This window comes from Promicromonospora aerolata (assembly GCF_042682255.1).
Lineage (GTDB): Bacteria > Actinomycetota > Actinomycetes > Actinomycetales > Cellulomonadaceae > Promicromonospora > Promicromonospora aerolata.
Genome location: NZ_JBHUHF010000001.1, coordinates 3,367,319 through 3,382,887, shown reverse-complemented (window position 1 = coordinate 3,382,887; position 15,569 = coordinate 3,367,319). Strand labels below are relative to the sequence as shown.

General features: G+C 70.5%; 13 protein-coding genes. 12 read left to right on the top strand and 1 reads right to left on the bottom strand.

What is annotated here, in order from left to right:
• Nucleotides 1-161 precede the first annotated feature (161 nt).
• The 12 genes from ACFSL2_RS15080 to ACFSL2_RS15025 all read left to right on the top strand — a co-directional run bounded on the left by ACFSL2_RS15080 (nt 162) and on the right by ACFSL2_RS15025 (nt 13,266).
• The gene (locus tag ACFSL2_RS15080; protein ID WP_377198645.1) at nt 162-1,085 is read left to right on the top strand and encodes an ABC transporter permease; all 924 of its coding nucleotides are present in this window, start codon (nt 162-164) and stop codon (nt 1,083-1,085) included.
• Nucleotides 1,079-2,032, top strand: a complete 954-nt coding sequence (locus tag ACFSL2_RS15075) for a carbohydrate ABC transporter permease (protein ID WP_377198644.1) — start codon at nt 1,079-1,081, stop codon at nt 2,030-2,032. Before ACFSL2_RS15080 ends, ACFSL2_RS15075 begins: the two co-directional genes overlap by 7 nt.
• Nucleotides 2,033-2,101: 69 nt before the next feature.
• On the top strand, nt 2,102-3,751 hold the full coding sequence (locus ACFSL2_RS15070) for an ABC transporter substrate-binding protein (protein ID WP_377198643.1): 1,650 nt from the start codon (nt 2,102-2,104) through the stop codon (nt 3,749-3,751).
• Nucleotides 3,752-3,840: 89 nt separating this feature from the next.
• Nucleotides 3,841-5,427 carry a GH39 family glycosyl hydrolase gene (locus ACFSL2_RS15065; RefSeq protein WP_377198642.1) on the top strand — a complete coding sequence of 529 codons (1,587 nt, stop codon included), beginning with the start codon at nt 3,841-3,843 and terminating at the stop codon, nt 5,425-5,427.
• Nucleotides 5,428-5,497: 70 nt separating this feature from the next.
• A complete protein-coding gene (locus ACFSL2_RS15060; RefSeq protein WP_377198641.1) occupies nt 5,498-7,573 on the top strand; it encodes a beta-galactosidase in 2,076 nt (691 codons plus the stop codon).
• Entirely contained in the window at nt 7,570-8,289 is a 720-nt protein-coding gene (locus ACFSL2_RS15055; protein WP_377198640.1) for a DUF624 domain-containing protein, read from the top strand. The genes ACFSL2_RS15060 and ACFSL2_RS15055 overlap by 4 nt, the downstream gene beginning before the upstream one ends.
• Before the next feature lie 104 nt (nt 8,290-8,393).
• Nucleotides 8,394-10,070 (top strand): metallophosphoesterase family protein, encoded by a 1,677-nt coding sequence (locus ACFSL2_RS15050; protein ID WP_377198639.1) that lies wholly within the window; start codon nt 8,394-8,396, stop codon nt 10,068-10,070.
• A gap of 55 nt (nt 10,071-10,125) precedes the next feature.
• Nucleotides 10,126-11,046 carry a hypothetical protein gene (locus tag ACFSL2_RS15045; protein ID WP_377198638.1) on the top strand — a complete coding sequence of 307 codons (921 nt, stop codon included), beginning with the start codon at nt 10,126-10,128 and terminating at the stop codon, nt 11,044-11,046.
• A gap of 132 nt (nt 11,047-11,178) precedes the next feature.
• Complete coding sequence (locus ACFSL2_RS15040; RefSeq protein ID WP_377198637.1) at nt 11,179-11,400, top strand: hypothetical protein; 222 nt, start codon at nt 11,179-11,181, stop codon at nt 11,398-11,400.
• 48 nt (nt 11,401-11,448) lie between these two features.
• Nucleotides 11,449-12,222, top strand: coding sequence for a MerR family transcriptional regulator (locus tag ACFSL2_RS15035; protein ID WP_377198636.1), 774 nt, complete (start codon nt 11,449-11,451; stop codon nt 12,220-12,222).
• Complete coding sequence (locus tag ACFSL2_RS15030; protein WP_377198635.1) at nt 12,219-12,560, top strand: YnfA family protein; 342 nt, start codon at nt 12,219-12,221, stop codon at nt 12,558-12,560. The genes ACFSL2_RS15035 and ACFSL2_RS15030 overlap by 4 nt, the downstream gene beginning before the upstream one ends.
• Before the next feature lie 172 nt (nt 12,561-12,732).
• Nucleotides 12,733-13,266 (top strand): pyridoxamine 5'-phosphate oxidase family protein, encoded by a 534-nt coding sequence (locus ACFSL2_RS15025; protein ID WP_377198634.1) that lies wholly within the window; start codon nt 12,733-12,735, stop codon nt 13,264-13,266.
• A 74-nt stretch (nt 13,267-13,340) separates the two neighbouring features.
• Here ACFSL2_RS15025 and ACFSL2_RS15020 read toward each other — a convergent pair whose 3' ends face one another.
• Complete coding sequence (locus ACFSL2_RS15020) at nt 13,341-15,467, bottom strand: alpha-glucuronidase (RefSeq protein ID WP_377198633.1); 2,127 nt, start codon at nt 15,465-15,467, stop codon at nt 13,341-13,343.
• Between the last annotated feature and the right edge of the window lie 102 nt (nt 15,468-15,569).

Sequence of the window (15,569 nt, the reverse complement as noted above, 5' to 3'; positions counted from 1 at the left end):
CGCGGAACTTTCGAACCGAAGGTACACCGTATCTAGATCGTGACCCACCAGGGTTTGGGACCGCCTTGACGATGTGACGCCTGCCACTCTACTGTCCCAGACGACAAGCACTATCGGTGACGACGCCGATAGTTTCGAAAACGTTCCACAACGAGGTGGGGATGGCAACTGAGCTGCGTGGCACCGAGACGTGGGGCCTTGCCCTGCGCAAGCACTGGCGCCTTTACACCTTCGCGATCCTGCCGATCCTGTGGTTCCTGGTGTTCCGCTACCTGCCGATGGCCGGCAACGTCATCGCGTTCCGCCGGTTCCGTCCCGGCGGCTCGATCTTCGGCGAGGAGTGGGTAGGGCTCTACTACATCGAGCGGTTCATCCAGGACCAGGCGTTCTGGCAGGCGTTCCAGAACACGGTGATCATCGGTGGGCTGACGCTCCTGATCGTGTTCCCGCTGCCGATCATCCTGGCCCTCCTGCTCAACGAGCTCCGTTCGCGGCTGTTCAAGCGGTTCGTGCAGACGGTCAGCTACCTGCCGCACTTCATGTCCATCGTGATCGTCGCGGGCTTCGTGTTCGAGCTCACGGCGCTGGACGGCACGGTGAACCGGCTCGTCCAGCTGTTCGGCGGGGACCCGATCTCGTTCATGCAGCAGGCGGACTGGTTCCGCACCATCTACATCTCGTCGGAGGTCTGGCAGACGGTCGGCTGGGGCACCATCCTCTACCTGGCCACGCTGACCACCATCGACGCGCAGCTCTACGAGGCAGCCCGCATCGACGGCGCCAATCGCTGGAAGCAGACGTGGCACGTCACGCTGCCCGGGATCCGGCCCACGATGGTGGTGCTGCTCATCCTGAACATCGGCCAGTTCATGCAGGTCGGGTTCGAGAAGATCTTCCTTCTCTACAACACGCTGACCCAGCCGACGGCGGACGTGCTCTCCACGTACATCTACCGCGTCGGCCTCACCTCCGGGCAGCTGAGCTACGCCACGGCGATCGGCCTGTTCGAGGCAGTGATCGGCCTGGTCCTCGTCTTCTCCGCCAACGCGATCTCACGCCGAGTCACCGGGAGCTCCCTGTGGTGAACACCGCCCCCGTCGTCGACCCCACCGTCAACCCGACGCCGAAGACGCCCGACCTGACCCGCCCGCGCCCGCAGACGACCACCATCAAGGACACGCCGGGCTACACGGTGTTCCGCTGGGTCAACGGGGTCGTGCTGGTGCTGGTCGCCGCCGTCACGCTGTACCCGTTCCTCAACCTGGCGGCGCGGGCGTTCAGCACCGAGGCCGCGATCAGCAGCGGCAACGTCACCGTGTGGCCCATCGGCTTCAACACGACGACGCTCATGTCGGTGCTCAGCCAGGACCTGTTCTGGCGCAACTACCTGAACACCGTGGTGTACACGGTGCTCGGTACCGCGATCGCCATGGCGCTGACCACCACGTTCGCGTACGTGCTGTCGAAGAAGTACCTGAAGGGCCGCATGCTGCTGATCGGCTTCGCGGTCTTCACCATGTTCTTCACCGGCGGCCTCATCCCGAACTACATCCTGATCAGCGAGCTCGGTTTCAAGAACACGCTCTGGGCCATCGTGATCCCGCAGGCGATCAACGTCTTCAACCTGCTCGTCATGAAGTCGTTCTTCGAGAACTTCCCGACCGAGCTCGAGGAGGCCGCCGCCATCGACGGCCTCACCACCTACGGGATCTTCTTCCGGGTGGTGCTACCGCTGAGCAAGGCGGTGCTCGCCACGATGGTCCTGTTCTACGCGGTCTGGTTCTGGAACTCCTGGTTCCCCGCGTTCCTGTACATGGACGACCCGCACCTGTACCCCGTGACGGTGTTCCTGCGGAACATCATCGCCGGCGCCACCGGCACCGGCGAGGGCCTGAGCGATATCGCGGTGCAGGTGGGCGCCAACGTCAAGGCAGTGACGATGCTGCTCACCGCGCTGCCCATCGTGTGTCTCTACCCGTTCGTGCAGAAGTACTTCGTGTCCGGCGTGATGCTCGGCTCCGTGAAGGGCTGAGCGCGCCGTACACCCGTCGAGACCCGTCCGCCGTCGAACGACGACGTTCACACCCCGGAGGAAACAACCATGAGGACCACGCGCAGAAAGGCTGTCGCGGCGACCGCGGTGGCCGCCCTCGGACTCACGCTCACCGCGTGCTCGTCCGGCAGCGGTGATGACGACGGCGGAGCCGTCGACATGGCCGACAAGATGGTCGGCGCCATGGAGGACTACGGCGTCGGTACCAGCTTCAAGGCGACCGAGCCGATCGAGCTCGGTCTGATGTACCGCGACCACCCGAACTACCCGCTCCAGGACGACTGGTCGATCCTCGAGCACCTCGAGCAGGACCGGAACGTCACCTTCGACATCCAGTCGGTGCCGCTCTCCGACTGGCAGCAGAAGCGCTCGCTCCTGATCAGCTCCGGCGACGCCGCCGACCTCATCCCGTCGACCTACGCGGCCGACGTCGAGACGCTCACCTCCGGTGGTGCGGTGCTGCCGGTGTCCGACTACCTCGACTACCTGCCGAACTTCATGGACAAGGTCGAGAAGTGGGGCCTGCAGGAGGAGCTGGACCGCCTGCGCCAGGCCGACGGGAAGTTCTACGTGCTGCCCGGGCTGCACGAGAACCCGAAGCCCTCCTACTCCGTCGCCATCCGCGGGGACTGGTGGGACGACGCGGGTCTGGAGAACCCCACGACCTGGGCGGAGTTCGCCGACCAGCTCGAGGTGATCAAGGAGGAGCACCCGGAGATCGACTACCCGTACACCGAGCGCTGGTCCATCAACGGACCGATGGAGGCCACCCTGCAGGCCGCCGCCGGCGGGTTCGGCACCGAGGCGGGCTGGGGCTTCGGCGACGGCGTGACCTGGAACGGCTCCGAGTACGAGTACACGGGGGCCTCAGAGGGCTACAAGGAGCTGATCGCCTACTTCGCCGACCTCGTCGACCGCGGCCTGCTGGACCCCGAGGGGATCACGCAGGACGACGACTCGGCCAAGGCGAAGTTCACCACCGGCAAGGCGGCCGCTCTCGGGTCGAACGACCAGGAGGCCGTCGTCTACCGCACGGGCTTCGAGGAGGCGGGCAACAAGGACGCCGAGGTGCGGCACATCGTGGTCCCGGCCGGTCCGGCGGGCAACCTCATGGACGCCACCACCGGAGGCCAGTTCGAGTCCGGGATCGCCCTCTCGTCGAGCGCCGCCGAGCGGGACGACTTCGTCGCGCTGCTGCAGTTCGTCGACTGGCTCTACTACTCCGACGAGGGCCTCGAGTTCGCCAAGTGGGGCGTCGAGGGCGAGACCTACACCAAGGACGCCGACGGTGCCCGCACCCTGGCGGAGGACGTCGACTGGGGCGGCCTGAACCCCGACGGTACCAAGCAGCTGAACACCGACTTCGGCTACTACAACGGTGTCTTCTCGCTGGCCCACGGGTCCACCGAGGACCTGGTGAAGTCGACCCTCTCGCCCGAGGTGCAGGAGTTCCTCGACGAGATGAACCAGAAGGACGTCGCCGAGAACGGCCCCGCCATCGCCATGGACGAGATGCAGCGCGAGGAGGCCTCGCTGCTGCAGACCAACCTGCAGGACATCGTCATGACGGCCAGCTCGCAGTTCATCCTGGGCGACCGGTCGATGGACGAGTGGGACGCCTACGTCGCCGAGCTCGAGGCGGCGGGCATGCCCACGTACGTGACCACGGTCAACGAAGCAGCAGGCGTCACCGAATAACCCCTCGTCGAGTGCGGGGTACTTGTTGGCTCAGCGCGGCTGAGCCGACAAATACCCCGCACTCAACGACGTGGCAGGAGAGGAGAGGCGTGGCTCGCACCATCGTTCCCGCACGGTCGGCCGGGGTGCTGGGGGAGGCCTGGCGTACGTGCGTCGGCACGGGGCGGTTCAGCCTCGCGCTGCGCCAGGACTACCAGGACGCCCTGGCCCTGGTGCAGCGCGAGATCGGCTTCCGGTACATCCGGGGCCACGGCCTGCTGCACGACGACGTCGGCGTCCACCGCCCGTACGACGTCGGCGGCCACCGCGGCACCGCCTACGTGTTCACCTACGTGGACCAGGTGGTGGACACGTACCTGAGGCTCGGGATCAAGCCCTTCCTCGAGCTCGGGTTCATGCCGAAGGGGCTCGCCTCCGGCGACCAGACGGTGTTCTGGTGGCTGGGCAACGTCACCCCGCCCCGCGACCACGCCGAGTGGGCGAAGCTGGTGCGGGCCCTGCTCCGCCACCTCATCGACCGGTACGGCCTCGACGAGGTGCGGACCTGGCCCGTCGAGGTGTGGAACGAGCCCAACCTCACCCACTTCTGGCAGGACGCCGACCAGGCGGCGTACTTCCGCCTCTACGAGGCGTCGGTCCGGGCCGTGAAGGACGTCGACGCCGGGCTCCAGGTCGGCGGCCCTGCCATCTCCCCGGGAGCCGACGACTGGTGGGAACCCTTCGCGGACTTCGTCACGGCGCGCGACCTGCCCGCCGACTTCCTGTCCGTGCACGCCTACAGCTCCGGCCCGGCACAGCACGTGCCCTTCGGTGTCTACCAGACGTTCCGCCGCCCCCAGGACCTGCTCGACCAGTTCGCCAGACCCCACAAGCTCCTCGCGGGGACGGCGCTCGCAGGCCGGCCCCTGCACGTCACCGAGTTCAACACGAGCTACCGCCCCGACAACCCCGTGCACGACACGGCGTACAACGCCGCCTACCTTGCACCGGTACTCGCCGGGGGCGGCGAGCACGCGGACTCCTTCGCGTACTGGACGTTCAGCGACGTGTTCGAGGAGGAGGGCGTGCCGGCGGCGTTCTTCCACGGCGGGTTCGGCATGGTGGCCCACCGGCAGGTGCGCAAGCCGACCTTCCACCTGTACGGGTTCCTGGCCCGGATGGGGCAGGACGTGCTGGCTCGCGGCGCCGACCACCTGGTCACCCGGCACGCCGCGACCGGTCAGGTGACGGTGCTCGCCTGGCAGCCGGTCGGCGGCACGGAGGACCCGGCCGAGGCGGACCGCCACGAGCTGCGGCTGAGCATCCCGGTCACCCCCCACGTGTCAGACCCACAGGTCACCGGAGCGACCCCTGCTTCCGACCCGTCGCGGGTGTTCGTCCTGCGGTACGACGTCGACGAGTCCGCCGGCAACGCGTGGGCCGCCTGGGGCGAGATGGGCCGGCCCGCGTCGCCGTCGGGCAGACAGCTGGACGCGCTGCACGAGGCGAGCGAGCCCGCCCGACGCGCGTACTCGCTGCCCGTGAGGCCGCCCGGACCGGCCGGCGAGGCGAGGGTCGACCTCGACCTGACGCTGGCCCGGCACGGCGTCACGCTGGTCACCCTGGACCCGGTCCGCGACGAGACCCCCGCGTGGCTGGACGACGCCCGCATCCTGGGCCGCCCGGAACCCCGTTGAGTGCTGGCTGTTTGTCGGCTCACAACGATTCGATCCCACAGATACCCAGCACTCAGCGGATGGAGCAGGCGTGACGAAGATCCTGTACGGCGGCGACTACAACCCGGAGCAGTGGCCGCGCGACGTCTGGGAGGAGGACTACGCGGCCTTCGACCTGGCCTCGATCGACACGCTCACGCTCAACGTCTTCTCCTGGGCCACCCTGCAGCCGGACGAGGACACCTACGACTTCGCGCAGCTCGACGAGATCGTGGCGCGCGCTGCGGCCGGTGACCGCAGCATCGTGCTGGCCACGTCGACCGGCGCGCTGCCGCCGTGGCTCGCCCACCGGTACCCGGAGGTCGAGCGCACCGACTTCCAGGGGCGGCGACACGTGTACGGGCAGCGGCACAACGCCTGCCCGAGCTCGCCCGTCTACCGGCGCCTGAGCGCCGAGCTCGCCGGGCGGATCGCCGAACGCTACGCCGGCACGCCCGGCCTCGTCGCCTGGCACGTCGGCAACGAGTACGGGGGTTTCGACGGCGGCTGCTGGTGCGACCTGTGCGCGGCGGGCTTCCGGGACTGGCTGCGCGGACGGTACGGCTCCCTCGAACGGCTCAACGAGGCCTGGAACGCGACGTTCTGGTCGCACACGTTCACCGACTGGGCACAGATCGTCCCGCCGAACATGCTCAGCGAGCACTGGCGTGGGCCCGACCACACGGCGTTCCAGGGCATCACCCTCGACTACCGGCGGTTCATGTCGGACGCGATGCTGCAGAACTACCGCGACGAGAAGGCCCGGATCCGGGAGCACGACGCGACGACCCCGGTGACGACCAACTTCATGGGCATGTTCCGGCCCATCGACTACCACCGCTGGGCCGACGACCTCGACCTCGCGTCCTGGGACAACTACCCGCCCGGACAGCGCGAGCAGACCCGGATGGCCCTGACCCACGACCTGATGCGCGGTCTCAAGGGCGGCGCGCCGTTCTGGGTCATGGAGCAGACCCCGACGATCACCGCCTCCCGCGACGTGAACCCCGTGAAACGGCCGGGCGTGCTGCGGCTCTGGTCCTGGCAGGCGGTCGCGCACGGCGCGGACGCCGTCCTCTACTTCCAGATGCGGCAGTCCAAGGGGGCCTGCGAGAAGTACCACGGCGCCGTCCTGGACCATGCCGGGCGCACGGACACCCGCTCCTTCCGGGAGATCGCGGCCCTGGGCGAGGAGCTCGCCGGGCTGGGCGACGCCGTGCTCGGCGCGCGGACGCCGGCCCGCGTGGCGCTGCTGTTCGACTGGGACAGCTGGTGGGCGGCCGAGATGACGGACGGCTTCAACCGGCACGTGAAGTATCCGGCCGTGGTGCTGGCCTACTACCGGGCGCTGTGGTCGGCGGGCGCGCAGGTCGACGTCGTCCCCGGCACGGCGGACCTGTCGTCGTACGACGTCGTCGTGGCGCCGCTGCTGCACGTGCTCAAGGGCGACGTCGCGGAGCGGCTGGAGACAGTGGTGGAGCGCGGCGGCTCGCTCCTGACGACGTTCTGGTCGGGCCGCGCGGACGAGGACGTCAACGCCTACCTCATGGACGCGCCCGGGCCGCTGGGCCGGGTGCTCGGTGTGCGCGTGGAGGAGACCGACTCGGCGGAGCCCGGGGTCGCCAACCCGGTGACGCTGCGCGATGGTCTCGACCAGCTCGACCAGCGGGGTGCGGACGACCTCGTCTCGCAGGCCGAGCTGGTCTTCGAGGTGCTGGTGCCCGAGGGCGCCGAGGTCGTCGGCACCTACGGCGCCGAGTTCTACGCGGGTACCCCTGCGGTGACACGGCACCGGCCCCACGGCGCCGACGGCGGCGGGGAGGCCTGGTACGTCGCGACGGGGCTGGACGACGCGGGCGTGGACTGGGTGGTCCGGCGCGTGCTCGACCGGCACGGGCTCGTGGGGCCGTACGCCGACGTGCCCGACGTGGAGCTCGCGGTACGGTCCAAGGACGGGGTGCGGTTCGCGTTCGTGCTGTCGCACGCCACCGAGCGGGTCGAGGTGGCGGCGCACGCCTCCGGCGTCGACCTGCTGACCGGCCGGACCGTACGACGAGGAGAGACCCTGGTGCTCGACCCGACCGACGTGCTGCTGCTGCGTGAGGACTCCCCGGAAGCCCCGGCGTGAGCTCCGGTGACGGGCTCCGCGAGGGCGAGCGCGGAGAGGGTGAACGCAGAGAGTTCGGGGAGGGAGTCCTCGGGCGCGCGACCGCCGTCGTCTACTGGTACCTGATCGTCGAGGCGCTGCTCGTGGTCGCCGTCCTGCCCGGGGCCCTCGGGTCGCTCCTGCTGGAGCGCACGACCGGCAACGCGCCACTGTTCGCGCTGTGCCTGGTGCCCCTGGGGCCCGCGGTGTCGGCGGCGCTCTTCGCGCTCCGCGACCGGACCAGGGCCGAGGGGCTCACCCCCGCGGCGTCGTTCTGGCGGGGGTACCGCCTGAACTGGGCGGACGCGCTGAAGGTCTGGGTGCCCGGGCTCCTGGTGGGCGTCGTGATCCTGCTGGGTCTCGCGAACGTCGGCGCGGGCGGCGTGCCCGGCTGGTACGCGGGCGTACTCGTGGTCGTCGGGGCGGGTCTCGTCCTGTGGTTGCTGAACGCCCTGGTGATCGTGTCGTTCTTCGGCTTCCGGACCCGGGACGTCATGCGGCTCGCCGCGCACTTCCTCGGCGCGCGGCCGCTCGTCACGCTGGGCTCGCTCTCGCTCCTGGTCCTCGCCGCCGGCGTGGTGGCCCTGACCACCGAGGCCCTGTTCGGCCTGGTGGGGGCGGTCTGGCTGGCGCTCGTGCTGCGCAACGCGCGCCCCCTGCTGGCCGACGTCGAGGAGCGGTTCACCGGCGGCTCGTGACGCGGCACCGTTCACCTGGGCGTCGACCGCGGGCCCGGCGTCGGACACCTCGCGACCGTAGCCTCGGCGCCGGAACGAACCAGGTCGACGAGAGGGCCCCGGACATGACCCCCACCCGCAGAGCCAGCGCACGGCGCACGGCAGCCCTGCTGCTGACCACGAGCCTGCTCGCCGCCGGCACCGTCGGCGCCGCCGCGGCAGGACCCGGCCGGTCCGGGCAGCCCGACACCCGCGGCACCGACGACGTGCTCCACCGGGAGGGCTTCGACTCCCTCGCGGACGACCTGCTGCCCCGCTCCGAGGACCCGGGCATCGAGCCCGGCGTGTCCGGCTGGACCCACGAGGCGCCCCAGGGCTGGTCCGTCGAGAACGGCCCCGGCATGGCGGACGGCGGTGTGGAGGAGTGGCGCGGCTGGTCGTTCACCACCCGTGACTTCTGGACCGACGCCGAGGACCAGATGCGCTACCGGTTCGCCCGCGCGCAGGACGTGATCGCCGTGGCCGACTCGGACGAGTTCGCCGACGGCCCCGGCACGCCGGACGCCTACGCGACGACGCTGGCGTCCACGCCGATCAAGGTCAAGGGCCGGGACGCGGTGGAGCTCACCTTCGACTCGCACTACCGCGGCTGGGCCGGCCAGACCGGCCGGGTCACCGTCGCGTTCGACGGCGGTGCGGAGACGGAGCTCGTCCGGTACGACAGCGACACCGTGACCGACGACTACGACGGCGCGCTGCTGAACGCGACCGAGACCGTGCCGGTCGACGTGCCGCACGGCGCGAAGCGGGCGGTCTTCCGCTGGCACTTCACGGCCGACGCGAACTCCTGGTACTGGGCCGTCGACTCGGTATCGGTCCGGACGCCCCTGGCTCCGGCCGACGGCGACCCGACGACGGCGTGGGTGCTCAGCGACATCCAGGGCGACCCCGACGACCTCGGCCACGCGCTGCGCGACCTCGACGCCGTCCGCCCGGACGCGGACGGGCTGCTCATGGTGGGCGACATCGTCGCCTCCGGCTCGCCGGACCAGTGGCAGGAGGTCGACGACGTCATGACCGGTGCCACCGACCTCCTTCCGGAGCAGGTCGTGGCGGCGATCGGTAACCACGAGAGCTACACCGGCGAGCCGTGGGAGACCCTGCGCGACCGGTTCCTCGACTTCGCCCAGCGGGACCGGGTGTGGGACGAGTACCTCCTGGAGGGCTCCGGCGGCGAGGTGCCGGTCCTGGTCCTCGGCCAGGAGGAGGCCCGCCCGCCGGAGGTGCCGATGTCCCGCGAGCAGGTCGAATGGCTGCGTGAGCGGCTCGCGTACTGGTCCGACCGCGACAAGCAGGTGCTGGTGATCTCGCACTTCCCGCTCGGTGACACCGTCTCGGCGTCGTGGATCCCCTGGTACAGCGACAGCTACCAGTACAACGACGAGCTGACCGAGCTGCTCGGCGCCCACCCCAACGCGATCCTGTTCAGCGGGCACACGCACTACCCGTTCGAGCTCGGCGACTGGGCGGTGCAGCGTCGCACGGCGGGCGGCCACCCGGACGGCTTCTGGACGGTGAACACCGGCGCGGTGCAGGTCGAGTGGGACGCGCGCGGCGAGAGCACCTCCGGCATCCGGGAGATCGTGACGCGGGACATCAACCGCGGGCTCACGGTGGACGTGTTCGACGACCGCGTCGTCGTGGAGGCGCGGGACTTCGGCACGGTGGACGCCCCGGCGTCCGACAACGACGTCAACGAGGTGGTCCGGTCGGTGACCATCCCCAACCCGCTGGCGGAGTAGCGGGCGGTATGGCGCAGCATTGTCCGATCTGCCGCAGTTGCGCCAGGGTGAGCGCATGGTGATCAAGCAGGGGGACCCGGTACGGCTGACGTACCGCTATCTACGGGTCGCGATCGTGGCGGTCGTGCTGGTGCTGTTCGTGTCGTTGACGATGCAGATCGTCGCCGACCACGGGAGGCTCGGCACCGGTGCGGAGTGGTGGCACGCGTCGATCAGCGCGTACTTCTACTCGCCGGTGCAGAGCATCTTCGTGGGCACGCTGGTGGGCATCGGGACGTGCCTCATCGCGATCAAGGGGCGGCACGGCGCCGAGGAGGTGCTGCTCAACTTCGCGGGGATGTTCGCGTTCGTCGTGGCGCTGGTGCCGACGCCGCTGGACGCCGCACTGTGCACCGACGAGCCGTACTGCCTCGACGTGCCCGAGCGGGTCGGCAACAACGTCGGGACGCTGCTGCTCGTCGGTGGCCTGGTCCTGCTGCTGGCGACCTGGCCGCGGCGGCGCGACCTGGGCGGACGCGTGGGCCTCGACCTGTGGCTCACCTGGGTGACCTGGTTGGCGACCGCCACGTGGCTGCTGGCGTGGCCCGAGAGCTTCCTGGCGGTCGCCCACTACGCCGCGGCGATCCTGCTGTTCGCCTGTCTCGTGGCCGTCGCCTGGATCAACGGCTCGGACCACGCCGTCACCGCGCAGGCCCTCGACCGGCTGCGTGGCATGTCGGCGGCCGCGTACCGGGTCTGGTACCGGTGGATCGCGGTGGTGATGGCGGTGGTGCTCGTGGTGGGCCTGACCGCCATGGTCGTCCTGGACCGGTTCCTGCCCGACCTGTTCCCCCAGACCCTGTTCGTGGTCGAGACCCTGATGATGCTGATCTTCGCGCTGTTCTGGCTGCTGCAGACCATCCAGTTCTGGGACGTCGGTCTGCCGGCGCGCGCTCTCGTCGCGGAAAGAAAGGCCTCGGGCGACACCCCGCTGTAAGCGGGTTCCGGGGCTTCGCCGATGCCTGGGGACTGGGTGCGAGCGGGGCGTGGCCGCCGTACGGTCGAGGGGCAGCGGCGTGGACGTCTCCACGGGCGCGCCGCCGCACCACCCGATCGGAGGGAGCTCAGCATGAGCGAGAGCGAGAACGAGAGGAACGAGGCGGTCCCGGGCCACGTGCCCAGCCCAGGGCCACCGATTCCCGGTGGTGACCGCGCGGACCCCGACGCCGAGGGCACGCCGACGGAGAACCCGGGACCGGCGGAGGAGGACGAGCGGTCGCAGGGGATCCCCGGCGAGGACCCGGAGGACAACCCGGACCTCGAGGGCGAGGAGCGGTTCGACGCCGGCTGAGCGCCGGGGCTTGACCTTCGAGGCGGCTCGAAGGTCTACCGTCGGGACATGGACGGGATGAAGATCTCCGAGCTGTCGGACCGTAGCGGCGTACCGACGTCGACCCTGCGGTACTACGAGGCGGAAGGCCTGCTGCCGGCGGGGCGCGCGCGGAACGGCTACCGCGTCTACGGCCCCGCCGCGGTGGACCGGCTGGCCTTCATCGCGCAGGCGAAGCACCTGGACCTGCCGCTGTCGTCGGTGCGCGAGCTCGTCGACGCGTGGGAGTCCGAGCCGTGCCAGAGCGTGCGGACGAAGTACCGGCCGCTGCTCGTCGAACGGGCGGCGCAGGTCGACGAGCGGAGGGTCGCGCTCGACGCGCTCCGTGCCACGCTGGCCACCGCCGTCGAGCGGCTCGACTCGCTGCCCGAGCGGGACGAACCGTGCGACGACGACTGCACCGGCCTGGCCACGGTGAGCTCGTCCCCGTCGGCGGCGGGGCCGAGGGGAACGCTTGTGCCGCCGACGGCGGTGACCGCCGAGCCGGCGCCGATCGCCTGCTCACTGGGGTCGGGCGACTACACGGCGCGCGTCACGGAGTGGCATGACCTGCTCGCCGACGCCCCGCGGGTCGACGTCGACGGGGGTGTGCGCGTGACCCTGCCGCTCTCCGCCCTCGAACGCACGGCGGCGCTCGCCGCGGCGGAGCAGGAGTGCTGTGCCTTCTACGCCCTGCGCATCGACCTGCACGGCCCGACGTTCGACCTGACGCTCACCGCGCCGCCCGAGGCCGCGGACCTGCTCGGCGACCTGCTGCCCGCGACGGGGAGCACCACCCGATGAACGTGACCCGGTCGATCGTGCTGTTCGTCGCCGCGGCCGTGTTCGAGATCGGCGGCGCCTGGCTCGTGTGGCAGGGCGTCCGCGAGCACCGGGGCTGGCTGTGGATCGGCGCCGGGGTGATCGCGCTCGGCCTGTACGGATTCTTCGCGACCCTTCAGCCCGACGCCCACTTCGGCCGCATCCTCGCGGCCTACGGGGGTGTCTTCGTGGCCGGGTCGCTCGTCTGGGGCATGGTCGTGGACGGGTTCCGTCCGGACCGCTGGGACGTCATCGGGGCGCTGATCTGCCTGGTCGGCGTGGCCGTGATCATGTACGCGCCGCGGGCGACGGCAGGCTAGACGCTGTTACCCGGTGTCCCGGCTACCCGGGGCTGACGTCGGTGAGCAGGAGACCGATGACTTTCCGGCCTGCTTCCCGTCGGCCTTGCACGGCGAAGAGCGCCGCGGGCACCCGCCGAGACCGACCGCCTCGTCGCCGAACCATGTCCGGACAATCCCGAGGGGCACGAACATGAACGACCCTGTCACCACGATCGACAGCCGGTTCAGCGACCCGGGCGCCGAGCCGACCAGCTGGCTGGCAGCCCAGGAGGTGCTCGAGAACGCCCAGATCACCTGGCTGAGCACGGTCCGTGCGGACGGCCGCCCGCACGTCACCCCGCTCGTCGCCGTCTGGCTGGACGGGGCGCTGCACTTCACGGTCGGCCCGGAGGAGCAGAAGGCCGTCAACCTCGCGGCCAACCCGAACGTCGTGCTGACCACGGGCCGCGCGGCCTGGGACGAGGGCCTGGACGTCATGGTCGAGGGCGCGGTGCGCCGGGTCACGGACCGGGAGTCGCTGGAGCGGCTCGCCGCAGCCTGGCGCACCAAGTGGGACGGCCAGTGGCAGTTCGAGGTGGGTGACGGAGTCTTCCGCAACGACGTCGGCGGGCCCGCGCTCGTGTTCGCCGTGGAACCGGCCAAGGTGCTGGCCTTCGGGCGAGGCACGAACACCCACACCCGCCACGTGCCCCGGCGGCCCTCGCCGTTCCCGAGTGATCGGTAGAACGTCAGGTGATCGGCAACTCGGGTTACCGATCACCTGACGTTCTACCGACTACTCGGCCCGGGCCCGGCTCGTTAGTAGATGCGGCGACCCTGCTGGTCCGGGATGCCCGACTTGCGGAAGAAGTAGGTGTTGATCTGGTCGCGCCACTCGGCGGCGCTGCGGAGCTGCTCCGCGAACCGCTCCGCCACCCGCTCGGAGAGCCGCGGGTCCACGAGCGTCGATGCGGCGGACCACGCGTCGATCATCGCCTCGACCCGCTCGACACCTTCGAAGTGGGTGTCGTAGATGTGCTGGATCACCGTCTTCCCGCTGTGCAGCACGTGCGTGTAGGGCACGTGGTGGAAGAACAGCAGCAGCTCGTCGGGGCAGGTCGACAGGGACTCGTAGGTGGCCGACCAGGGCGCCGGGTACTGCCCCGCGTACCCCGTACCGGTGCGGACCGTGCGGTCCACGCCGATCCCGTCCCGGTCCGCGAAGTGGTAGGTGCCCCAGGGCGTGTACTCGTAGCCGTCGACGTCCGGCCCGTAGTGGTGGCCCGGCCGCACCATGAAGCCGACGCCGAGGGGCGCCGTGTACTGCTCGTACGTCTCCCAGGACCGGTCCAGCACCGCGTGCGCCGCCTGCCGGACGGCGTCCGGCGTGCCCGGGAACGTGAGGCCCACCCACTCGTCGAGCACGGCGGTCGGGTCGAGCGTCGGGTCCCAGCACAGGCGCCCGTACGCGTAGAGGTTGGCCTGGGCGAACGGGTGCCCGGTCCAGAACTCGTCGTCGCCCACGTTGGAGACGGCGGCGAACCCGCCGGCGGGCTTGTGCCACGTGCCGGTGCCGGGGTCCGCGGCGGCCTTGCCGCGACCGGTCGCGAGGTCTGCCACGGTGGGCGAGCCGCCGTCGCGGTCGGCGGGCTCCCAGAAGCGGAACCCGAGGATCTGGCTCCATTGCGGGCCGAGGTAGACCGCGTGCCGCTGCTGGCCCGTGTACTCCTGGGTGACCTGCAGCTCCAGGGCGATCCGGGTGCGCGGCATCGCCGCCACGACCGGCGAGATCGGCTCACGGACCTGGAAGTCGAGCGGGCCGTACTTGACCTGGACGATGACGTTGTCGGAGAACGTGCCGTCCAGGGGCTGGAAGTGGTCGAAGGCGGCGCGGGCGCGGTCGGTCGACCGGTCGCGCCAGTCCTGCCGGTGGTCGTAGACGAAGGCACGCCAGTGGATGAGGCCGTCGTACGGTTCGACGGCCGCGGCGAGCATGTTCGCGCCGTCGGCGTGGGAGCGACCGTAGGCGAACGGCCCGGGCTGGCCCTCCGAGTCGGCCTTGACGACGAACCCGCCGAAGTCGGGGATCGCCTCCCACACCCGCGCCGCCGCGCGGACCCACCAGTGCGCGACGTCCTGGTCGAGGGGGTCGGAGGTGCTCAGCCCGCCGAGCGTGATCGGGGAGGCGAACGACACCGAGAGGTGTACCCGGATGCCCCACCGCCGGAAGACGGCGGCGATCCGGACGACGTCGCCCAGGTCGTCGGTCAGCAATTGCGCCTCGTGCTCGTGCACGTTGACGTTGTTGATGGCCACCCGGTTGATCCCGACCGCTGCCAGCAGCCGCGCGTACCGCTCGACGCGGGACAGGTCGGCACGGACGAAACCGTTGTCGTAAAAGATGGAGCCGCCCGAGTATCCCCGTTCGACCTGGCCCATCGTGGGGTGTGCGTCCACGTTGTCCCAGTGGTCGAGCATCCGCAGGTCCGTCGCCGGGGCGTGCGTCTCGTCGGTGTCGGGTCCCGCGAAGGCGGCCTCGCCCAGACGCACCACGTGGAACAGGCCGTGCAGCAGCCCGGCATCCGCACGCGCCTGCACGACGACGGCGCCCGACTCCCGGGTGAACCGGAAGCTCTCGTCGGCGTCGGCGTCGTCGGGAGGGGTGCCGGCCCCGGCGGGCGCGGCCGGAGCGGCCCCGGCGGGCGCGGCCTCGGCCGGCGCCAGCGTCAGCACCAGCTCGGCGTCGGCCACGCCGTCGCCCACCTCGAGGCGGGAGAAGGCCCCGCCGAACCGTGCGGTCGCGGCAGCCACCTCTTCCGCGACGGTTCCCGTGAGGGCGCCGTCGCCGGCGACCACCACGCGGCGGCTGCCGATCGCGGCGAACGCGTCATCGGGCAGCCAGGCCGCATGGGGAACGGAGGTAGAGCGCGGAGCATCACCGGTCATGATTGGTTGTCCCGTCCGTCTTGCGGTTGATAAGTAGGTTTGTGGGGGTGTGTTCGAACTGTGCCGCAGCGAATGGGTTCAGGTCCACTCCCGGTCGGGTAC